This window comes from Nitrosomonas marina (assembly GCF_900110145.1).
GTDB classification, from domain to species: Bacteria; Pseudomonadota; Gammaproteobacteria; order Burkholderiales; family Nitrosomonadaceae; genus Nitrosomonas; species Nitrosomonas marina.
Genome location: NZ_FOCP01000013.1, coordinates 1 through 22238, shown reverse-complemented (window position 1 = coordinate 22238; position 22238 = coordinate 1). Strand labels below are relative to the sequence as shown.

The window sequence follows — 22238 nt, the reverse complement described above, 5'->3', positions numbered from 1 at the left end:
GTGCTGCTAGAAATGCTAAATCTGAAATTAATGCCACAGGTATTTGTATTGAAATAACCCTGAAACTAGTAGTGCCAATTTATTGAATTTATACATGCTTTAGCGTTAGTCTAGCATGCATATTATGAAAACTTCCAACGATTAATGATAGTATTTTCATTGAGAAAAACCCAAGCTGCTCTGGTAATTCATTCAAAAAAATGACGGCAATCAAAATAGAGTTTTTTTGTAACTGATATACAGAATGCCCTGCAATGAGAACTGAAAATGCAAATAAAACTCACTTGAAAAGATCTGGTAATGAATGAATAAGCAATTTAACCGCTACCTGAAAAATTACTATTCATATCAGTCCGCTAATCAGCATATAACACTCGTACGTATTCTTTCGGCTAAAATAGCCAAAACTTCATGTTTATTTCATTGGATCAAAATCAGTTATGAATCTTGAAAAAGTAGTATTCGGTTTTTTTATTGTGCTCGCGCTGTCGCTGAATTATGGCTTTTTCATTGGCGATATTGACAATCCCATACATCACCATCCCTATGAGCTGTACGCAGCAATTATTGTCAATCTCATAGCTACGGTACTGAAATTTGGCGATAGAACCCAGATTGGAGCAGTTCATCTGGCTACTAGCCTGGTAGCAGATTTACATCTAATCGCCGCTGCTATTCTATACGCTGCCATCAGTGGTACGGCCGAAGAAGCCATCATGATCAATCATGTTGTTTCATTATCAGGCGGTGCATTACTGGCAAATTTCATTTCCGTCGTTCTATTAATCGCCGAGACGATCAGTCTTCGCCGATAGATAATCGAGCAACGTTACCCTGAACTCGTAGAAACAGAATTTGAAAATGAATAACATCATTTTTCTTATTTTGCGCCGTATGCGGATACCGCTGATTGCTGTAATAGTCAGTTTCGGCTTTGCCGTGGGCGGACTGACATTGATGCCAGGTATCGTAATTGATGGTGAAGTTTCATACCTGTCACTATTTCAAGCTTTTTACATCATTAGTTATACAGCTACTACAATTGGTTTCGGCGAGGTGCCGCATGAATTCAGTACCATGCAGCGCCTGTGGATGACATTCTCCATTTATTTAACAGTAATAGTCTGGTTTTATGCAATTGGTAAGATAATCACATTGTTTCAGGATGTCAGTCTGAAAATAGCCGTTACCACCGCGCGATTTGCGAGATCTGTCGACAGTTTGAGCGAGCCTTTTTATATTATTTGTGGTTATGGAGAAACCGGCAGTTTGCTCGTTAATGCACTGGATCACAAAAATATACGTGTTGTTGTGATAGATATACTTCAGCTAAGAATCAATGAACTTGAATTGGAAGATTTTCAATACGATATTCCGGCACTGTGCGCTGACGCGTGTCTTCCTGACATTTTAATCAAGGCAGGAGCCAGGCATCCTCTGTGTGCCGGTGTTGCAGCGCTGACTGATAGTGATCAGGCAAATCTGGCAATTGCTATTTCAATTAAGCTTGTAAATCCCGCTTTAATGGTGCTGGGGCGTGCCGAGAATGTTGAAACAGCCTCGAATATGGCATCGTTTGGTACGGACCATATAATAAACCCGTATACATTGTTTGGAGAATACCTGGCAATGGAAGTACATGCTCTTGGCACATATCTGTTGCATGAATGGCTGACAGGCGTTCCGGAGCGAATCCTGCAGTCGCCCGTCTGTCCGCCCATCGGGAAATGGGTTGTCTGTGGTTATGGACGCTTTGGCAAGTCGGTCGTGAAGAATTTGCAACGAGAACATATGACCACTGTTATCGTTGAAGCCAATCCTGAATTGACCGGATGTAAAGAATATATTTTAGGTAGTGGTGCCGAAGCCAGGACTTTGGAAGAAGCGGGTATCAGGGATGCAGTTGGTATCGTTGCTGGAACGGACAATGATATCAACAATCTCTCCATCGTGATTACAGCACGAGAAATCAACCCCGATCTGTTTGTCGTTATTAGAAAAAACAAACGATACAACGATATCTTGTTTGAGCAGTTCAGGGCTGACATATCAATGCAGCCAAGTGATATCATCGCACATGCGTGTCTCGCCCATATGGTATCTCCCTTGCTCGCACAATTTCTCCTGCTGGCACGAAACCAGTCTAATAAATGGGCAAACCAGTTGATCGCTCATCTGGTAAGTGTGGTAGGGGAGCAGGTACCTGAAACATGGTCAGTAACTGTCGATTATCATTCTGTTCCTGCAGTAGCTACGCTTGTTTCTCAAGGTATTGCAGTATCCATCGATAATCTAAGGCGCGACCCTGGCAATCGCGATATTCAACTTGATCTTGTGCCGTTAATGGTAGTGCGAGAAAACGACCATATCCTTCTGCCTGACTACACATTCCAAATCAAACGCAGGGATCAAATTCTATTTTGCGGCAGAACCAGTGCCAAGAATGCTTTAGCCTATGTCATGAACGATCCCAAGACACTCAACTATATTATCAGTGGCAAAGAAATTCCAGATAGTCTTGTATGGCGGTGGATCAGTCAGAAATTAAAGAGATAATAAAGGTGTTTCGGGTATTGTTTGATCAGCCTGCAGTTGATCAATAAATAATATCCGTGTGAATTGGCTTTAAAATTTCATGATCGTTTATTAGTCTTTTCTTCCAAGAAATTCTATATTTATAATTCATGATTTAACAAAAATATTTCTGAATATAATCAAGGAGAAAAATACTGTGTGTTTTAGCGTAAGGCACTTAAGGGTTTTCAAGTAAAGATTTTACTTTTTCCAAAAAAATATTATGTATAAATGGCTTGACGATTATATCCGCGGCACCTGCTTTGTGGCTTTCCAAAATTATATTTTTTTTACTTTCTCCAGTTATCATCAGGATCGGAATTTCTGCAAACCGTGAAGATGCTTTAATTTGCTTTACTATTTCTATTCCGTTCATATCCGGTAACATGACATCAATAAACATAAGGTCTGGTCGCGTATCCCGTACTATATTAAATACTTCATAACCCTTTGTTGCAAAGATTAAATTATAGTTCTCTTCTTTAAGTATAGAGTTGATGATCTTATGCTGAAACTTATCATCATCAACTACCAGCAATGCTGGCTGGATACTATTAGCAAGCGTATTTAGCTTACGTAGCGACTGTAAGTGAGTATTATTCGTTTGGTAAAATTCATTAGTCCACTGTTTGAGCGGGTCTGTAGATTGAGCAAGTGTGTGCAAAGGAGTTTCAAAAGCATCTCGCTTCAGTCTTTCAAGTTCAAGTTGCAGTTTATCCAAACTTTTTACATTAACTATATCTTCTAAATTTCCCTTAATGAGTCGTTGCGAAAAATTTTCAAATGTCGAGGAAGAATGATTGGTTGCATGTGTAACCGCCTGTTCAAAAGCCTCAATCCTTTTATTTCCCTTTGCTAACTGATCTGTCAGCATTTTTTCAAGCGTTGCAAGCCGCCTTACCTGGGTTGCAAAATCTGCTGAAGTGGGCATATCATCTTCACGTCTGGCTTGTGCGCATAAAGCTAGGTGAACGGACATTGGAAGACTGAATGAATCAACTGTCATGGGCCAGAATAGAGTGTAATCATCAAATATTCCCTCTCGACATAGAGTGTAAGCATCACGAACTTCATCTTTATTACATAACACGACTGTACGATGGGAATGCATCTGGATAGCGGGGTTTTTTCGATGCAACCCTAAACAGTAGCGCTCGGATTTTTCCAGTTCCTTGAAAGCTAATACCAGCACTTCCGGTTGATACTGGGCAAAATCATTTGATGCCTGATCCAGGCCTATTGTCGTTTTTGTATTTGGATAATCGGTGGAGAGTAATTTCTGCACGATACTTGCATCGCTTTTGTTATCCGATGCTACCAGTATGGAGGCATTATTAATTAAGGAGCGGTTCATATCAATTGTTTTCTTCTGATAAAAATCTAATATGCAAGCATACATGCAAATTTCAGTTCAATTAGCACATAAATGCAGCATGGCATTCATATTATATTTATCTTAACGGCGGCATCAGCCTATCTGACATTTCGATAACTGATATTTCCAGTGTTTGTAAGTATATGTATCAACAATTTATACAACACAGCTTTGTCATTAACTTTTTGACTGACATTTTATGAGATTCTTCCTCTTTTTGGTGCTACTGCGCGGTTCTGTTTAGTGGAATCAAATGGTTATTGACATAGATCATCTCTAATTTAAATTTGGTATATAAATCTTTCAACAATTTGGATTTTCCATTTTTCCCCGCTTGCTCGATCTGTTGGCACAAATCCCCCAACCTGAGAGCACCGACAGTGCGTGCTGAGGATTTTAATTTGTGCGCAGCTCTGGTTGCCTGTTCACAATCCAAAGCTTCGCAAGCGAGCTGTAGTTCTCTTTCAATATTGGCTGCACTGGTAAGAAATTCGGTTAATAATTCATGTATTACTGTTTGGTCATTGCCAACTAATTCTCTTAGAATATTGACATCAATAGGCTTGATTTCCGGATTAGATTTAACTGACTGATTCTTCGGACTCGCTAACATTCCCGTTTTAGATTGCTTGTGCCATTTTTTTATTGTCTCTCTTAGAACAGATAATTGTGCCGGCTTCGAAAGGTAATCATCCATTCCTATTTTCTTGCATTGTTCAGCTTCTCCTCTTAAGACATTTGCAGTAAGTGCAATAATTGGAGTACGAGTTAAATTCGTTTTTGCCTCTTCTGCACGTATGGCTGCAGTAAGTTGATACCCATCTAAATTAGGCATATGAACATCAGTCAGTACCAATGCATATTCATTTGTTTTCCATAATCTGAGTGCCTCACGACCATCATTAGCTAAATCTGCCTTTACACCAAGTAATGCCAGTTGGCGTTGAATGACCTTCTGATTAACATCGTTATCTTCAGCCACCAAAATCGGGTTATCCAAGCAAAGAATATTCCCTGGATCGATTTTTTCTGTGTTTGATTGACATGATTCTTTTTCGCTTGAAAGCATTTCATCCAGAGTCAAGTCGGCAGCTAGAGCTACAGTAGATAATAAGGTGTGACGCGTTAGAACATTCGCATCAATCAAAAAAATGTTATCGCCCACGTAACGTGGTTTTCTGCGTCTTCCACGCCCAATAACTACAATACGCACATTTTGCTGTGAATATTGATTGGTGATCGAACGAATCAATTCCAAAGAAAAATTCTCTTTGGCATCAAATAGCCAGATCCATGGCTTTTCAGTCAAATTTTCTTCATTTACCTTGATGTAGTCGATGTATTTAGTATGTTGTACATTAGCGCCTGCATGTGATAAATGACGCGCAATAAAGGAGATGAAGCCATCTTCGGAACCAATGGTAAGACACGACAAGTTTGCCAAAGGCGTAGATTCGTTTTGGTTGAAGCAGAGTAATTGCGTTAAAGGCAGTCGTACAGTAAATGTGCTGCCTTCATCCAGCTTACTATGAACGGTGATTGTTCCTCCCATCATATGGGCAAGTTGACGGCTTATGGCTAGTCCCAATCCGGTGCCACCAAAACGTCGAGTGGTCGAAGATTCACCTTGTTCAAAAGCCGCAAATAACCGTGACATTACAGCTTTGCTCATACCAATGCCATTATCATGCACTTCACATTTTAGCCAGACTTTACCGAGGGCAGAAGATTCGAGCCTAACATGAACCAGTACGCGTCCTTTCCGTGTCACTTTGCTTGAAAATTTTATGGCATTGTTAACCAGATTATAGAGAATCTGTCGTATGCGCAGGGCATCACCCTGTAATTGATCGGGAATTTCCGGTTCAACGAAGAAAAGAAGCTCAACATTCTTTTGGTCAGCCATACGATCAAGTAGGGCACATACTTTTTCGGTTTCTTTCTCAATTGAGAACAGTTCATTAGTAATCTGTAACTTACCGGCTTCAATCTTGGAAAAATCCAGAATATCATTAATAATTCCGAGTAACGAATTGGCTGAATCGCTAACCAGTTCGACTATTTCAATCTGATCCGGTCGCAGGCTGGATTGAATCAAAACTTCCAGCATGCCGATTACACCATTCATAGGTGTGCGAATTTCATGGCTCATTGCCGCCAAAAACTCTGATTTTGCACGACTGGCTGCTTCAGCTTTGTCTCGAGCAGCCTCAACATCAGACACTAATCGTTTTTGTCCGCTTAAATCATGTAACACTCCTAAAAAATAAAGCTCACCGTTCACACTGTATTTGCAAATAATTAAATAAACTGGAAAAAAATTTCCGTTTTTATGTTGAGCTTTTATTTCTTTTTCTAATTCAGCCGACTCTGTATCAATTGATTGGAGCCAGCAGTTGTGCTTGCTGCAAAGCATTTCTGGAATTAATAATGAAATACTGAATCCTATGACTTCCCTGATTGCGTATCCAAAAATAGTAGTAACCGCAGGATTAACCGATTGCACGATTCCATTTTTATCCATTGTGAAAGCCACATCTTTTAAATTTTCGACTAATGCACTGGTTTTCGCATTTTGTAGTTCAATTTCTCGGGTTCTTTTCTTTATTTGGCGCTCCAAATAAAAACCATGTCCTATTGTGTTTAAAGAATATGCACTAATTAACATCATTATTATTAGTCCAAAAAATAGCAAAATAATTGGACCCGTCTGCCAACTGAACTCGTGGTTATGAAGATTCCACATTTCGATTTGCAGACCTTCACCAGCAAAATTTTTGCTTACTGGATATTTAATGCCTGGTGTTGGCTGTGCTGGAACATTATGTTCCAGAATAATTTTGGATGAATGCCAACTTGCCATTCCTTTTATACGTAATGCAATGTTCATAAAGTCCGCTTTGAGAATTAAATCCTCAAAAAACAATTGCATGTCAATTTGGGCTGCTGCAAAACCGATAAATTTGTTTGTTGCAAACTGTTCTGTATCTAAATTCAAAGAATTGTCAGTAAATACAGGATAAATTAACCACCATGACTGTTTATTTGTGTTTGTTGATTTGGCTAAAGCAAGTTGTCCGGTTTTTATCGATCTTCGCATGGCCTGTCTGGAGATTTGTTCGGCAAAATTACTACCATACAAGTCAACTTTATAATTTTCCGGATATATTAATTGATGTTCAAATATCTCATCTGACTGGCTTAATCCTTTATCTGGAATCCAGGAAAAAGAAATGACGCATTTTCGTAGTCCTGCAGATTGATTAAAGATTATAAATTCCGAAGAAGTCAGTTTGTCATTACTCTTGACCAAGGCGCCAATGTTACGTAATCGTTCTTCGTTTGCTTTAATTACATTTATTAAATGAAGGTTGATTTCATTTGTTTTTTCCTTAAAAAGAATATGAGAATTCCGGGCCGAATCATGGCTGAATAAGAAAAGTCCCGCCAATAATAATGAAGCGATACCAATCAATGAAATAGTGACTATGAGGATTTGACGCCGCCAGTTATTTCCAAATTGTATACATGATTTCGTATAAAAAATGACCGGGGATGAAATTAATACACCTAATATATCTAGCGCATAACCGGACATCCAGTTCGACAATATTGCATTTTCCTGTAATCCGTAGAATTGATATAAAACAAAAGTATCTATGGTCGAGGAAATTAAGCATGCAATAGGCCCAGCGCCACAAAGTAATGCAGTAGTTTTCCCAAAATTTAAATTCTTTTTGGAATTTTTAATAAAATGTTTTGCTAAATATACTCCGACAAGTGCCTGAAGAACTGCACCACTTGCAGTAAGTAATGAAGCGAAGAGATTTATAGATATCGACTCTACGTCGTTGACTTGACTTAAATTATGCAGGAGATGAGCTGCAGCAGCGCTTAACCAGATACATTGCCACAAACGTGTTCCCCAAATAACAAATATTGCAAAAGCAAGCCCTGCTGGTATACCAACAAATACATTATAGTACTCGGTAAAATTAAACAGCCTAGTGAAATAAGCGCATGTAAAATAAATCAGTGCTATAAGTAGTGTTTTCTTACTTGGAAAAAATCTTGCCAAAAAGCAGCTTAATTTCGCTCGTGGCCCAAGTGTGCCTTGATCTAATTTCAGTATATCTTTTTCCATCTGGAACTTTAGGAGATTTTTTTAATATACCTACTAGCATAATCCAACCATTTATATGATTAAGTATTGAGTAAATACAAAAAACTAGGCTAAATTGGTTAAAAAAATACATTCTGTTACATATTTGAGATAAATATTTCACGACCATGGCTACGAAATAAATTATTCTGATTTATAAGAGGCTGTATGTTGATAAGAGGATGTGTCAGCTCTGATCAGACGTGGTGGTATGACGGGGAATTTGATAACGAATTTGTTTTACGCAGTTAACGGATTTTACTTTAACCATTGAATGACATCCGTTAACAATTTACAGCCCTACAGCCCTACTACAGCTGTAGTCGTTTTTCTGTGCTACTTCCATCAGTTTGAGCGTTATTGTAAAAGTTATCGTCCGCTTCCACAGTTTCTGGTTTGGATATTTTGAACAGAACCGTTGCAAACACGGATTCGACTGGGTTGGACGTTTCAATGTGTTGCCAGCAGTTATCAATAACTAAGCAATAACAATAAGTTACTGAATATTATTGTGAATCTATGGAATTTCTTGAAGTATTCGTGGCGGAGAGAGAGTCTGTCATTTTTTAGATAAAACATATTGATAGATAATATTAATTTTGTATAATAGTTTTTTGGTTCTTACCTTTAGTCTTACCATTGTGATTTTGATAACAAGCGACCATATTTTTTCAAAATTATGCTAATTCTTTTGAACTTTTACAAATAACAGCAGTCAATAAGCTTGACGCTACGATTGTAGAACAGTTTTGTAATTCAAATTTGTTCCTCGAACGTCATTATTTTTTTATTAACCAATATCGTTAATTACAATCGACGATATGTTAAGTATGTAAGTGTCTTTCGAGACACGAATGGAAGCAAAAAGTGAGGCAATTATTTATATTATGGAAATGCTACAGAGGATATTACTGACATTATATAAATGATTGTAATTAGCGGCATATTATAAGGATAGATAAATATGTCTGCTAATGAAGCAAAACTTATTCGCATCAAAGACGTTATAGCTATTTCTGGCTTGAAACGTTCAACTCTCTACGCAAATATTTCCAAAGGCACTTTTCCATCTCAAATCAAACTCGGGGAAAGATGTTCCGCTTGGGTCGAAAGTGAAATTTTAGCAGTCAATCAGGCACGAATTGCCGGAAAATCTGAGCAAGATATCAAAGAGCTTATTACACAGCTAAAAAATCAACGTCAACAAAATTGTTTTCAATAAAAGGAGCCGTCATGAATAAAGCTTCTCCTTTTATCAGAACCAATCAAATTCTCTTCAATGCTACCTTGCTTAAAAGAAAAGATGCAAATCCTGCTTGTTGCATCCAGGTTAGCAATCGAATCAAAACATGCAATCTTCTTAAAATTAATTGTCAGCTGAATACGGCAAAATTAATAACCAATTCCAATTCGCAGGAATTTGATCTATTCAATCCTTCCTATAGTCATCGAAATTATTCGGTGATGCCTTTTCTTACAATACCCCCACCACCAATCTGAAGGATCTGGTTTTTTAAAATCAGAAATTTATAAATATGTTTAGAAGTACCAATTTTTTATTTTGATTTAGCATCTCTATGGATGGTCAAATACTTGAATTTTAATAAGACAATTTTTTGAATCTTTAGCCACAGCACTAAGATTTCAAATTGTTTGAACAATTAGAAAATAGAAATAACTATGCGTCTCAATCGGGCCATGGGAATTTATTCTATTGTCTAATAACTTTATATTTATAAAAGATTATTAATAATCAATATATAAAGCTTTTAGTAATGCTAAATCAGATATTGAATAATCAAACAGAATATTTTAGTTACATTTAATTAAATAGGAATAAATATAAGAAATTATTATTTAACAGAATTATATGAACAAAATTAATAAAGAAGAATTGGATTCTTGGCTAAAAACAATAATCATGGACAATGATTCACTGATGTTAACTATTAGTGAACCGCATAATAAAATCAGAAGATCAGTTGCAAGTGGGGAAAATTTAGAACCTATTATTGATAAAATTATAAAAATAGCAAATAGATACATTTACGGCAAACATAAACGATTTGTATCCTTAAAAGGTATTATCGTTGAAGAACATCCTTTATTTACACCACATTATCATATTATTTTATTAAAGCCTGAAAAAATGGATTTTGATACATTCAGGCATAAATTAGAACAACTCTCAAATAAACTATGTTCAGAAGAGTTTGAATTCGATTTAAGTGATGCATTTCTATCCAGTAAAATTAAGAACATTTTATCAAAACCTTGTTACGATAGATTTGCAAAAGTATCTAATGGTCATGATTTTCTTGGAGAATACTTGGTTAAAGAACATGCAAAATATTACCTTCTACAAGACAGGAAATTTTGCAGAAAAAAAGATGATCTTGAATTGTTTGTAAATTTCAAAAAATTCAATAATGGTTATGGAACGAGAAAATACTCATATCATTAGAATAAGTTTTTATTTGTTTTTACTTTTAAAAAAATTTAATTTTCATTTTTTTCTGGTCTGAAACTTTTAAAAAACCCCCATTTTAATAAATTAACAAATATTTTATTAAAATGGTTCGAAAAATAATTAAATATTATAAAAAAATTAAAGTAATTAATAATTGTGCCGATGATAAATAGACGGATATGAAAAATTCATAAGTACTCAAAAAAATGGCCAACAGTGAAAACTGTTGGCCATTTTTTATTTATTACATTAGAAAATCACTGTTGGGCAATTTCATTGCAATAATAAGTCAGCATTTTAAATGCTCTTAATCGCCGCTAGTGAAATACTCAAAATTATAAATTCTGGTGAGTAATTTCTGCGTTTCTTTCTCATTTTATACAGTCTTTTTTTCTATAAAAAATCACTTATAAATAACTAATTTACCTAGAGGTTTTAGTAACTAAATGGATCTACTCCTATAGTAAGAAATCACACATATAGAACTTGCAAATTAATTTATATTCCAGAATTCCGCACAAGATAAGGGCAATTCTATGTAAAAAAATTTTACACATGCCTGAATTTAAGAATATATTTCAGAAAAATAATTCCGTAATGTTTTGTAATTAAATGATTAAAAGTTTATGGCATGTAATTTGCTTGATTATTAATAATTATATTGATTTGAAAATTAAATTGTATGAAAAAATGTATTTTAATTTTTACGCTCTGCTTAACTGGGCAATTAAATGCAGCCATAATTCATGATTTTGTAGGTCCATATAAGGCAAGTAATTGGGAGTTTTGGCCTCCTGATGGATTTAATGCGTTAACCGCAACTCACTTTTATACCTCTAAACATGCTATTGGTTTTGATGTTATAAACACAAACACATTTGATAGTAACAATCCAACTGTAGGTTGGTTTGGTGGCTTGGCAACTTTTTCAACCGTAGCAAAAGGTAGTGGAATTGCTTCTTTTGATATTATTGCCGGACATATTATGTCGCCGGCTGGAACAAGTGGTGATAGTAATATTTCAATTATGGCTTTTGCCGGAGATATATCCACCGGAAGCAATATTCAGTTAATTTGCTCAAGCGTTGATTTTGGATGTGGCACTATTCCAGTTGACCCGATAGAAATTCCAATCAGTACCGGAGAGGAGTTTGGTCTTATGTTTTTGATAGGCAATATGGCCCCCGGGTTTGTTTTAGGTGTCGAATTAAGAAATTTTAGTGCGCCAGTATCAATTGCAGTGTCAGAACCTCATATTTTGTCATTAATTGTGGTAAGTCTGATGTTACTTGCTTCTTTTGGAAATTTTCGTATAAAAATAAATTTATAGTTTAAATATGAGTGAGAGCGTTATGAAAAAATTTGTTTTCGCCTTATTTTTTTTATTGTCATTTAACGTAGCAGCAAATAGTTACGACGGAATATATACGGCTAACATAAATAATCTAACTGTAGAATTTGTTTCTATACACGAAAATCCTAATGGAACAGTAATTGCTGTTGTCGTTGATCCTAATCCAGAAAATTCATGGATTGCATTATCTGGAACAAGAAATGGTCAGACCGCTGTATTAGAATCAGTTGTGGGTGTAGGAGTAGATGTAATTATAAATGTAACAGTTAATTTTAGTGATTCTGGAAATCATACTGCATTAATTAATTCATGTATTGATGGTGTATTTTATACATGTAAATTTCCATCAGGACTTTTGCTAAACCTTTCACGTATTTTTTGATAGCAATAAAAAAATAGGAGCCTAAGAATCACAAATATAACTACTCTAATTTAGAAGACGACATCCAGAAAGATATAAAAGTTGTACAGGAATTAGTTGACAAACTCGTCAGCAATTATTAGCGACTGTTTATAAATGAATCCAATACTTACTAAATAATTGATTGTATTAAAGTAGGGTTTTTACTTTTTTGGGTGAATAATCTGAATCGTTTGTTACGATATCAATTAATTTGTTTAAGTAAGAATAAATTATTTTTGAAAAATGTTTCGCAAAAAAATATGTAATTATTAACCCCAAAGATGCGAATGATAATGCTATAAAACTTGGCACACTGATTTCGAAGAAAATAAAATTAAGTGAGTCATACTCAATGCCCTTAGTTACAAACCATAAATAAAAGTTTCCTAGTGGTAATAATAATGAAACTAATGTTGTGGTTATGCAACTTGCTACTACAGCCCACATGTCGGCTGATTGAACATAACAAGATCTATAACCTAGGGATAAAATTCTTTCTAAAAAAGAGTCAGGAATGCGTTTATCTGGGCTTGTATAAATTGCGCCGTATTTATCAACTGGATAATGCACAACTTCGTTATCACTAAATGTTAAGGTAATACACTTCTCTACAAATTTTTTATTTTTTTCCTCACAATTTTCATCATTGCATTCTTTAAGCTTAGCTGAGAAAAAGTAATTAAAAATTTTGTAGCAACGAATAAGCAATTTATTCCTGTATCTTCTAAAGAAACTATGTCGTAATGAGGTATTGTCTACAGGAAATTTATTATGAGTTAAATATAGAGTGTTTCCAATGCTCCATTCATTTTTATTTTTGTATTCGAGTCCAGTTGGATAGGCACCGCAGAGTTGAGCTGTTATAGCTCTTTGTATTGCTTCTCGATTGCAATTTAATTGCCTCACAGCCAAGGTAATATTTGACTTAATTGATAGCACATATCGTACGACTGCTACATTTATTAAACTAACTGCTATCACAGCCAAACTCCCAGCGATATTAAACATACAAAACATTAAAATTACACCAGTCATATCAAAAAGTTTTTTTTGTTCTGTTGATGATTCTGAATTAACGGACTCAACGGTGCTTATAGGTTTGGTTTCGGTTTGTTCTACAGTAGGAGCAGATGTTTTAAGTAAATTTATTGTATCCGTATATAAGATGGCTTTAGTTTGGGGATTTAGTTGCTGATCAGATTCTTGTGATTTTGTCATTATATTAATTCTATCTGGTGACAAAATTTCGTTAAGTAGGGGTAAAGAAGCTATCGTAGATATTCCTAAAATTGCTATAGCTGCAAGTTGAAATCTTAATATACTGATTCTTTTTTGTTCTTTATCTGCGATAAAATTTATTAATGTGGTTTGCTCATCTCTTAAAACATTTACTAAATTTATTAAATCCTCTAAAAATAATCCTTTTATTTTCCTTCTGTCGCCTGGCTCTTTACGACGATCACCATAAATAGATGAATCTTTTTTTCTTCTATCTTTTTCATTTATTCGCCTATCCTCAATATTGCTTAAACGTTTTTTTCTATCAAAGACAGGAATGCTAACGTCTTTTTTTCTTCTATCTTCTCGGTTTCTTCGTCTATCTTCTATATCGTTAAAGCTTTTGTTTCTATCATAAATAGAAATGCTATCGTCATTTTTTCTTCTATCTTCTTGGCTTATTCGCCTATTCTCAATATCATTGAAATATCTTTTTCTTTCGTAGGCAGGAATGCCATCTTGAAATTTATGAATATCTGACTCGATATTTTTGTTGATAATAGGAACATTTGAGTCAAGCACTTTTTTTTTGTCTTCAATCCTTCTTCGATAAATGTAACTTTTTATTTTGTCGCAAAATTGGTTTTTCTTAGTAGCTGTCATAAAGAAATTTTTCCTAAAAGTATTGAAATAGAAAAATCTTTTACAAGAAGTAAAGTAATGCAATTCTGCTAATCTGACTGATTTAAATTTAGAAAATTATAAATGTTTGAGAAAATTATACTATGTAGTTCTGAAGGAGGGCCTAATTTCACAGTAGGCGAGCTTGCTGAAGCACTTCTTTATTATCAAAAGGTCCATTTAATTTTCGACTACACAACATTAAAAGATTTCGTTAAGCATATTGGCATGGAGCAATTATTAGCCTTGCTTTCCAGACCAAATATATCAGCCACATACTGCGAAGAATCACTTGGAACACAAACTGAAAAAATAGGTGTATCGGAGGCGCATTCATTTGCTGCAATAACAATTGTTGGCGATCAGAATGTGGGGCAGCTAAAGAGTCGAAAAAGTCGAGTTGAGTATATTCTGCATCAACAAAATTACAATAAGCGAATAGCAAAAAGGTTAGCCGATAAGTTTATTGAGCGGGTTCCCATCCGACGTTTTACTAGTAATGATTTTCTGCCTGGTGGAGTAGGAAATGCCGCAATTTCAGATTTGCATGATCCACATTTTGTTCATAATGCCATCCGATTAATAATTGAAGATTTAGAGACGACTCAACCCATTTTGGACAATTTTAAATTTGATATTCTGCATACAAACAAAAATTTTTTTGTATTTACTGACATAAACTTTAACGAAATAAACAAAAAGCGATGTAGTAAGCTTAACTCTAAACTTGAAAGAGTATCGGAGGCTTTTCTCTTAAACAAGATATTGGTTGCACGCGCAGATGCAGCCATAGCAGCACATTATAGTGGGGATATCAGTACATCGCAGATTTCATCTCGAATTTTACGTTTTCGTTATACTGAGTTAATGAAGCGTACCGGAATTAACACTAATGAGCTTCAGCAGTTCCGAGAGATTGTCTTGTCGGACAGCCCATCAATTCGAGAAGTTATAGATAGTGGAGAGCGCTCATTTGATGAATTCTTAAAATTATTAGACAAATCACAACAGTTTCGCGAGTGGATTCAAGATATTCATCCTGATGAAAAAATAGTTAAAGCATACTTGAAAGAAGTCACTGCTGAAAATTGGTTTCAAAAAATAACTCCCAAAGCAGTTCGATATATACTCGGACTTGGTGCTGGAACAATTCATCCACCGACAGGGATTGTACTTTCGGCGTTCGATTCTATATTCCTTGAGAAAATTATAGGTGGCTGGCGCCCAAATCATTTTATTAGAAATAAATTGAAACCGTTTCTTAATACAGACGAAAAATGTAATTGATGTTTCAGCCATAATAATTGTAGATTCAGCATTCTAATATTTATCTGGGTACCTACCAGACTGAAATAATATTTTTTAGTTGGATGTAGCAGAAAATTCAAATGGCACCGGTATTTTAGTTCGAATAAATTTCCTGAAGAATATTTCAATTGTGAGCGCATTATATGTAAGTATTGATCGTGTAAAAATCGCGAAAGCAACAGCAGTTTTCTCACACTTTGCAGGCACATCATCGCATCTTATAAATTGATAGAACTATAGGCAAGGCTTGCATTTCCTAGAATATTAAAATATGTGCATTAGTTTATAATTTTTAAGTGATTGATAATAATCTATAAACTGATGCTTTAGACAATCCATAATTTGCCATCAAATCTTTTATTAATACACCATTTGAGCGTTTGTAACGCAATTCTTCAATCTGAATATCAGTTAGTTTAGCTTTACGACCAAAAGCAACACCATTATTTTTAGCTTTTTTTATACCTTCCATCTGGCGTTCTTTTCTAAGCTCTGTTTCGAATTCTGCAATACTGGCAAGTATTCCAAAAAGTAGTTTTCCGGTCGATGTTGTTGTATCAATTGACTGATCGATAACTCGAAAACCGACTCCTTTATCATTTAATTGCTGAAGTATATTGTGGAGATCAACAGTTGATCGAGCAAGTCTATCAAGTTTTGTAATGATTAATACATCACCTTCTCGTACATAATCCAGACATTTTTTTAATTCCGGTCTGTTAGCGGTAATACCTGATTTTTTTTCTTGATAAATTTTGTCGCATTGATAATACTTTAGCTTGTCTAGCTGTACATCAAGTGATTGACCAGTGCTGCTTACACGTGCATATCCAACTATAGCCATGTCTTATAACTCTTTAAAGATTAGAATAATCTAATTATAAGACATAATTTGAGACATTAAAATACATATGTATCATAAACTATACTATTCAAGACAATAGAGTTTCTGAATTAAAACTAAAGGCCATATGACGAATTCTGATAACTATTCAAGTTTACAAATACTCTAGGGAGTAACAATACCTCTTAATAGTAATTGCCAGCACTCTATACGTTAAAATTATTTGTGCCACATTAAAAATGACCGCATGCCAAGAATAAGTTGATAGCAGATCCCAATAGACTAGCTTGACACCTACCCCTACCGACAGTGAGTGTGGATTCGCATTAAATACATACTATGTAGAAAGGGGAAATCTGATCGCTTCATCGTGAAACGTATCAGCTAATTTCCTCTATCACAAGAACAATTCCTAAATTATTTAATATTTGTATAGATTGCATATTGTAATGACTGTCACCGATTTGGGCATACTATTTTGGTTTAAATCTAACAGCGGATTTAACACGGTTTGTTTTAATGAAACCCCGTTTATTTAATGTGTTAAGAATCTGTAAGTGAAGGTAGTAATAATAGATATTTTATTTGACACTATATATCGTGTCATTCCGGACCTCAATTCTAGTTAGTTTTTTCAAACCGAGATGATTGAAGAATTCAAAAAAGATCTAGCATTACTTTCTAGTATTCAGATATTCAGAAAATATGTCTTGAATGGAAGCTGTTTTGCACTTAGCGATGAAAATCATTATCGATTAAGAGAAGAAGTGTGTGAGCATTTTAAAGTTGAATTTAATGATGTAATTTTAGTTGGCTCCGGTAGACTTGGGTTCAGCCTCAAGCAATCGAAGAGATTTTCTGAATTTGGTGAAGATTCTGATATCGATTTGGCTATTGTATCCACACCACTATTTGAAAAAATATGGGAAGAGGCATATCTATTCAGGAAAAGTGCTGCTGATTGGCCAAATTCTAATATTTTTTTTCGGTATTTGTCGGAAGGGTGGATACGCCCTGATAAATTGCCACCAAGTGAATATTTTAATTTTACTAAATCTTGGTGGGATTTCTTTAATAATATAACTAAAAGTAATAAATATGGTCCTTATAAAGTAAGAGCAGGGTTATATCACTCTCATTTTTTTTTGAAAGAGTATCAAACTATATGCATAGAACAATGCATGCAGGAGATTAATAATGGATACGTCAGCATCGAATAGGCGGCTGAGAGTTTTGCTTACAAGTATTGGTAATGGAACCCTAATTCCACAGCCAGATTTCCAGCGCCGATTAGTCTGGACAAATAAGGACAAAATCGAGTTTATTAAAACTGTTCTTGAAGGGTACCCATTTCCGGAAATATATATAGCTGCAGGCAAGGTGGACCCGAAAACAGGCGAAGGTGCTGAATTAATTGTAGACGGGCAACAGAGGCTTACAACGTTATATCAATATTTTAAAGGGTCACCAGACATAAAATTAGGCAATAATATACTGCCATATTCAGGGTTGGAAGAGAACCAACAAATAGAGTTTCTTGAGTACAAAGTAGTTGTTCGAGATATGGGTAATATGCCTCTAAATCAAATTAAGGAAGTGTTTCAGCGAATTAATTCTACTAGTTATGGATTAAATGCAATGGAGTTACACAACTCGCGTTTTGGAGGAGAATTTAAAAACTTTGCTGAAGAAGTATCAAAACTTAATTTTTTTGAAGAGAAGCGTATTTTTACAGCCACCGATATTAAGCGTATGAATGATGTTAAGTACTGCCTAGGTATGCTAATAACCATTATGAGTACTTACTTTAATAGAGACAACGAGTTAGAAGAATATTTGCAAAGATACAACGAAGAATTGCCAAATAAAGATGATTTGTTAAATGAAGTAATGATTGTTTTAAATTTTATAGATAAAATGAATATGGCAAGCTCGTCAAGAGCATTTAAAAAAGCTGATTTTTTCACGCTATTTGTGGAACTTCACCGCGCACTAATAAAGAAGAATATTTCATTAAATGTTTCCGATGTTAGGAAAGAGTTAGATATGTTCTATATGAAAGTTGAGCAAGTGGCTGACGGTAATTCAAACGAAAGTGTCGAAGCAACAAACTATTATAAATCGGCCCTCCAAGCCAGCAATGATCGAAGCAACAGGATTTTGAGGGGTGAAATCGTAGCTAGGATAATTTGTTGTAGTAGTAGTTCTAGTTTATTCTAATAGTTACCTTTATGTTAATTATCTGTTGGTGGTAGTTATTAACTAACTTTCTGTGAATACAAAAAGGACTATTCTACATTTATACTTGACGTACGTTATAAGCAATTAAATATATAGTATTTTAATTTACTTTTTGTGTATCATGGTTCCTTGAGTGTTGGATTGATTCCAACTATAACAATCAAAAATCAATTATTTAATTTTATGTTTAGTAGGTGATTTACGGGGATTTTCCTATTTCCCTGTCTTTAATAGAAAAGAGTTTTAGTTTTGTGCGTTGCTTTGCGTGTATAAGTATATGAAGATTTTGCGACATTCCAAAGGTACCAGTCAATCTCCACAGCATTTGTCTCGAATCCAAATTTTTTTCGGTTTTGCACAATATCTTGTCCTGCGCAAACAGTAGCTGCTCTCAATTCAACCTCTTCATCTGTACCCTGTAGCAGTTCAATTTTATTATCTACTTTATTTTTTAACTCAGAAGAATACTCTAGAATATTCTCAATCCTTAATACATTTGCTAAATGATTATCAGGGAAAATTGTCAGTTTCGCCAATAATTTTTTGTGTGATAAAGGACTATAATTTAGAGCTCGAATAATGTCAGCGATTAACAATTGTGCTTTTTTCAAAAAATAGACTTTTTGCCCCCCACATATAGCGATATCGCCGAAGGAATTGAGGTTTATTAATTTTTCAAGAAAAATCTGCGTACTTTCAAGTGCTTCTTCAGCAGCTCTAGAAAATGATCCATTATATTGATTTTCAATAAATTGACCCATTTCGGCAATTGCCGATCGATACAACATTCCTATCTGTCGCCCATCTTCAGTGTCCTGCGGGATTTTAAATATCCTATTGCTGCAATCTAAATTCAGACTGATAAGCCGATCCGAGCTTAATGAATGGTTATTTTCAAAGTATTCTTTTAACCGTGAAGCTATTGTCCTGTATCCAAATTGTTTTGAGCGATCTGGTGTATCCAATAAAAATCCTGATCCAAAGTTTACAGATCCTAAGATAAAGATATAATTTAAAAGGTTCTCTCTACTCTTGTCAAAATAATGTATTTTTGCATCATAATCATAGGCTTGAGTCAAAACTTTAGGAATTTTCCTTATGTAACTCAATATAGCTTTTTCGTTTATGTGTACATATTTCGATTTTTTTGAAACTTTCTGGCAACTTTCAATAACAGATTTTAAAAGATCTTCCATTTAAATTTATGCGTATTTAAGATGTTAAGATATTATAAATACCAGATATTTTGTTCTTTCTTTTCCACCTCCTAGTTGAGTTACTCAAAGCAATAGAATATTTTTCTTTAGAAAAATTTTTTGCCTGAAGCCTGAGGAAAAGCCATGATTGCTGAATACATTTATCTTTCTCATAATCTTTGATAATGCTTTCTTCATTTTTGTTAATATAAATTAATGCCATTTTTTCTATTTTCCTACAACGAAATAACCTATTTTCTCCTCTGATTTTAGATATGAAATCGTGCGTATCATTCATCGCTACCCAATACAAATAGCCTTTAATTCCCGGATTTTCTAAGGACTGTGCAAAGGCGTGCCCTAAAGTTGTGCCCTTTAGATCTGCGGATGTCAGTGATTTATTTACTATTGTATAGGCGATCATGTTTAGCATATCCAAAAATCGAACCAACGTTTTTTCGTCCTCTTTGCCAATGAATTTGTTGCCAATTTGGAAATTGTCATAGTCTGCCTCAAAAAACAATTGTTTCATTTTTCTATCAGAATTGATTATGTTAGTTAATTCTCTCAATGTTTTTGCTTGTTCAAATCGCCTTTGTCGCTTCATATTAAAAGCAAAAGACAAAACTGTGAAAATAAATCCAAAAGTAATTATCAATACCTGTAAATCTGACAATTCAAAATTGTCAAAAAATTTAGTAATCGGTAAAAGTGATGATTCTTGATAGGCAGCTTCTGTCATAGATATTTAAAAAAATTCTAGAACGAATACATGTACAGTGGGGTATGCATTGAGAATGGCAAAATTATCATTGCTAGGTTCTTAATTGTATATAGCTACTTTAAACATAGTCGAGAAAACAATGAGCTTGTGTGTGTGCATGAGCCAAAAAGCACCTAAACAATTGCTCTCTGCTCAAAAACTGACACTGTGTTAGAACCATTTCTTTTAAAACATAATAATTGCAAAGCTGTGGCTTGCCCAAAAGATATCTGTCATTTATCAATGTCATCAACTTAAAGTAAAGGATGTGACGATATAACAGCATTATTTAAAAATAAGTTTTCTAGCTACTTTAAAACTGTTTTTAATCGTAGAAATAAAGTGGCAGGTGATTATCATATACCTTAGAGTTTCTAGTAACTTCCTTTACCTGGAATAACATGCCTAACGCCCCCTCTAGGTTCTTTAACATCACCATCACGCCTTGGTATCAAATGTATATGGCAATGAAATATTGTCTGTCCAGCGCTTTTTCCCGAATTTACACCAATATTAAAACCAGTAGCTCTAGGGTCAAGAATTTCTATTGCTTTTTTTTCGATCTGTAGTAATTGATAAATAGAATTTAATTCTGCTTGCCCAAGGTCAAAGAATTGAGCAGTATGTCTTTTTGGTATGACAAGTGTATGGTGTTCCGTTACTGGGTAGCCATCACGTATTGAGTAAGCTAATTCATTCTCGGATACTATTCTATCTTTATCAATTGCACAAAAAAGGCAATCAGGCTCTCGATGGTTATATGAATTATATAACCCCCTAAAATCTGTATCATCTCTATCTCGTTTCATTGCGTTACAGCTATAACATAACGCCTGGAAATTATTTGAATCGTCAGAACCACCATGATTTTTAGGAAGTATATGATCCACCTCTAATGCCTTTTTTTCAGCAGATATGCCACAAAGTTCACAACGAAATCTGGCTCTTTTTAGAACATCGTATTTAATTGTGCCACTGATATAACCATTTGATTTTCTTCTGTGGTTATAAACCGATTTACCTCTACACTCGATAAAATCGAGTAATCTAGTTTTGCAAAGCGCAATTAGCTTGTAACGCTGGTCATCGCTGAGTTCATGAAAGTCAATCAGGGAATATTCTTTTGTAGATTTATCCTTGTGTACTACATTGTGATTGCGTAACACTTTACCGACCATGTTATTTGTAATGGCAGTGTAGTATTCAATCTGGCTTTCATCATGGGATAGCAATGCTGTTGCTATTTCACGTTCATGACACTTACCTTTGTTTTCTAGAAGCTGAATTAGAAGAATAGGCTGATAAATATGCGACATGCGCATTTTCTTTTTTATAAATTGTGCTAGTTCTTCATAATCCATTGTATTTTATTAGAGAAGCTAAAAAATTATAAGGTTTTCAAACATCGTTCATACATCTTAATTCACAGCCTTGGATGTAAATTATGACTGTATTTTAATCAAAATAAATGCTGATTTGATACCGTGATAGTCCGGCTGTCTTGAAACTTGATAATTGAACATTTTTTGAAAAATATTAATTGACTACTTACGGCCCAGACTGTGTGAAAACCCAATTGGTTATATAATTTTACTTTCCAGTTAATTGGAGTATTCCATGAGTAGGTTCATTGAGGGCGAAGCACGGAC

At 34.7% G+C, this 22238-nt stretch carries 16 protein-coding genes; 9 read left to right on the top strand and 7 right to left on the bottom strand.

The genetic code is table 11. The features are described 5' to 3' along the window. Window positions 1-440: 440 nt before the first annotated feature. On the top strand, window positions 441-815 hold the full coding sequence (locus BMX44_RS09925; protein WP_090632305.1) for a DUF6394 family protein: 375 nt from the start codon (window positions 441-443) through the stop codon (window positions 813-815). 46 nt (window positions 816-861) lie between these two features. Beyond that, the gene (locus tag BMX44_RS09920; protein ID WP_090632301.1) at window positions 862-2556 is read left to right on the top strand and encodes a potassium channel family protein; all 1695 of its coding nucleotides are present in this window, start codon (window positions 862-864) and stop codon (window positions 2554-2556) included. Window positions 2557-2752: 196 nt separating this feature from the next. On the opposite strand, the gene BMX44_RS09915 is transcribed toward BMX44_RS09920, so the two are convergent. Both BMX44_RS09915 and BMX44_RS09910 read right to left on the bottom strand, forming a co-directional pair. Beyond that, window positions 2753-3928 (bottom strand): response regulator, encoded by a 1176-nt coding sequence (locus BMX44_RS09915; protein WP_177167725.1) that lies wholly within the window; start codon window positions 3926-3928, stop codon window positions 2753-2755. Between the two features lie 244 nt (window positions 3929-4172). Next, window positions 4173-8093, bottom strand: coding sequence for an ATP-binding protein (locus BMX44_RS09910; RefSeq protein WP_090632295.1), 3921 nt, complete (start codon window positions 8091-8093; stop codon window positions 4173-4175). A 982-nt stretch (window positions 8094-9075) separates the two neighbouring features. Here BMX44_RS09910 and BMX44_RS09905 point away from each other — a divergent pair. From BMX44_RS09905 to BMX44_RS09885, 4 genes are all read left to right on the top strand, one after another. After that, window positions 9076-9333: a helix-turn-helix transcriptional regulator gene (locus tag BMX44_RS09905; RefSeq protein ID WP_090632292.1), complete on the top strand. Its 258-nt coding sequence runs from the start codon at window positions 9076-9078 to the stop codon at window positions 9331-9333. Between the two features lie 648 nt (window positions 9334-9981). Then, complete coding sequence (locus tag BMX44_RS09895; protein ID WP_090632285.1) at window positions 9982-10575, top strand: hypothetical protein; 594 nt, start codon at window positions 9982-9984, stop codon at window positions 10573-10575. 688 nt (window positions 10576-11263) lie between these two features. Further along, entirely contained in the window at window positions 11264-11911 is a 648-nt protein-coding gene (locus BMX44_RS09890; RefSeq protein ID WP_090632281.1) for a hypothetical protein, read from the top strand. A 22-nt stretch (window positions 11912-11933) separates the two neighbouring features. Next, window positions 11934-12317, top strand: coding sequence for a hypothetical protein (locus BMX44_RS09885; RefSeq protein ID WP_090632277.1), 384 nt, complete (start codon window positions 11934-11936; stop codon window positions 12315-12317). Window positions 12318-12485: 168 nt separating this feature from the next. Here the strand turns inward: BMX44_RS09885 and BMX44_RS09880 are convergent, their stop codons facing one another. Beyond that, the gene (locus BMX44_RS09880; protein ID WP_090632272.1) at window positions 12486-14219 is read right to left on the bottom strand and encodes a DUF1700 domain-containing protein; all 1734 of its coding nucleotides are present in this window, start codon (window positions 14217-14219) and stop codon (window positions 12486-12488) included. Window positions 14220-14321: 102 nt separating this feature from the next. Here BMX44_RS09880 and BMX44_RS09875 point away from each other — a divergent pair, with 102 nt between their 5' ends. Continuing rightward, window positions 14322-15524 carry a hypothetical protein gene (locus tag BMX44_RS09875; protein ID WP_090632268.1) on the top strand — a complete coding sequence of 401 codons (1203 nt, stop codon included), beginning with the start codon at window positions 14322-14324 and terminating at the stop codon, window positions 15522-15524. A gap of 313 nt (window positions 15525-15837) precedes the next feature. Here the strand turns inward: BMX44_RS09875 and BMX44_RS09870 are convergent, their stop codons facing one another. Continuing rightward, the gene (locus tag BMX44_RS09870; protein WP_090632263.1) at window positions 15838-16389 is read right to left on the bottom strand and encodes a recombinase family protein; all 552 of its coding nucleotides are present in this window, start codon (window positions 16387-16389) and stop codon (window positions 15838-15840) included. Between the two features lie 644 nt (window positions 16390-17033). Here BMX44_RS09870 and BMX44_RS09865 point away from each other — a divergent pair. Both BMX44_RS09865 and BMX44_RS09860 read left to right on the top strand, forming a co-directional pair. Then, on the top strand, window positions 17034-17609 hold the full coding sequence (locus BMX44_RS09865; protein ID WP_090632258.1) for a nucleotidyltransferase family protein: 576 nt from the start codon (window positions 17034-17036) through the stop codon (window positions 17607-17609). Next, window positions 17587-18609 carry a DUF262 domain-containing protein gene (locus BMX44_RS09860; RefSeq protein WP_090632255.1) on the top strand — a complete coding sequence of 341 codons (1023 nt, stop codon included), beginning with the start codon at window positions 17587-17589 and terminating at the stop codon, window positions 18607-18609. Before BMX44_RS09865 ends, BMX44_RS09860 begins: the two co-directional genes overlap by 23 nt. A gap of 248 nt (window positions 18610-18857) precedes the next feature. On the opposite strand, the gene BMX44_RS09855 is transcribed toward BMX44_RS09860, so the two are convergent. The 3 genes from BMX44_RS09855 to BMX44_RS09845 all read right to left on the bottom strand — a co-directional run bounded on the left by BMX44_RS09855 (window position 18858) and on the right by BMX44_RS09845 (window position 21950). Continuing rightward, window positions 18858-19826, bottom strand: coding sequence for a queuosine salvage family protein (locus BMX44_RS09855; RefSeq protein WP_090632252.1), 969 nt, complete (start codon window positions 19824-19826; stop codon window positions 18858-18860). 16 nt (window positions 19827-19842) lie between these two features. Continuing rightward, window positions 19843-20568, bottom strand: a complete 726-nt coding sequence (locus tag BMX44_RS09850; RefSeq protein WP_090632248.1) for a hypothetical protein — start codon at window positions 20566-20568, stop codon at window positions 19843-19845. A gap of 395 nt (window positions 20569-20963) precedes the next feature. Beyond that, window positions 20964-21950: an HIT domain-containing protein gene (locus BMX44_RS09845; protein WP_218143952.1), complete on the bottom strand. Its 987-nt coding sequence runs from the start codon at window positions 21948-21950 to the stop codon at window positions 20964-20966. Window positions 21951-22238 lie beyond the last annotated feature (288 nt).

What these genes read in the sequence shown, in the direction of transcription:
- BMX44_RS09925 (WP_090632305.1), top strand. Translation starts at nt 441, where the DNA reads ATGAATCTTGAAAAAGTAGTATTCGGTTTTTTTATTGTGCTCGCGCTG.
- BMX44_RS09920 (WP_090632301.1), top strand. Translation starts at nt 862, where the DNA reads ATGAATAACATCATTTTTCTTATTTTGCGCCGTATGCGGATACCGCTG.
- BMX44_RS09915 (WP_177167725.1), bottom strand. Translation starts at nt 3,928, where the DNA reads ATGAACCGCTCCTTAATTAATAATGCCTCCATACTGGTAGCATCGGAT.
- BMX44_RS09910 (WP_090632295.1), bottom strand. Translation starts at nt 8,093, where the DNA reads ATGGAAAAAGATATACTGAAATTAGATCAAGGCACACTTGGGCCACGA.
- BMX44_RS09905 (WP_090632292.1), top strand. Translation starts at nt 9,076, where the DNA reads ATGTCTGCTAATGAAGCAAAACTTATTCGCATCAAAGACGTTATAGCT.
- BMX44_RS09895 (WP_090632285.1), top strand. Translation starts at nt 9,982, where the DNA reads ATGAACAAAATTAATAAAGAAGAATTGGATTCTTGGCTAAAAACAATA.
- BMX44_RS09890 (WP_090632281.1), top strand. Translation starts at nt 11,264, where the DNA reads ATGAAAAAATGTATTTTAATTTTTACGCTCTGCTTAACTGGGCAATTA.
- BMX44_RS09885 (WP_090632277.1), top strand. Translation starts at nt 11,934, where the DNA reads ATGAAAAAATTTGTTTTCGCCTTATTTTTTTTATTGTCATTTAACGTA.
- BMX44_RS09880 (WP_090632272.1), bottom strand. Translation starts at nt 14,219, where the DNA reads ATGACAGCTACTAAGAAAAACCAATTTTGCGACAAAATAAAAAGTTAC.
- BMX44_RS09875 (WP_090632268.1), top strand. Translation starts at nt 14,322, where the DNA reads ATGTTTGAGAAAATTATACTATGTAGTTCTGAAGGAGGGCCTAATTTC.
- BMX44_RS09870 (WP_090632263.1), bottom strand. Translation starts at nt 16,389, where the DNA reads ATGGCTATAGTTGGATATGCACGTGTAAGCAGCACTGGTCAATCACTT.
- BMX44_RS09865 (WP_090632258.1), top strand. Translation starts at nt 17,034, where the DNA reads ATGATTGAAGAATTCAAAAAAGATCTAGCATTACTTTCTAGTATTCAG.
- BMX44_RS09860 (WP_090632255.1), top strand. Translation starts at nt 17,587, where the DNA reads ATGGATACGTCAGCATCGAATAGGCGGCTGAGAGTTTTGCTTACAAGT.
- BMX44_RS09855 (WP_090632252.1), bottom strand. Translation starts at nt 19,826, where the DNA reads ATGGAAGATCTTTTAAAATCTGTTATTGAAAGTTGCCAGAAAGTTTCA.
- BMX44_RS09850 (WP_090632248.1), bottom strand. Translation starts at nt 20,568, where the DNA reads ATGACAGAAGCTGCCTATCAAGAATCATCACTTTTACCGATTACTAAA.
- BMX44_RS09845 (WP_218143952.1), bottom strand. Translation starts at nt 21,950, where the DNA reads ATGGATTATGAAGAACTAGCACAATTTATAAAAAAGAAAATGCGCATG.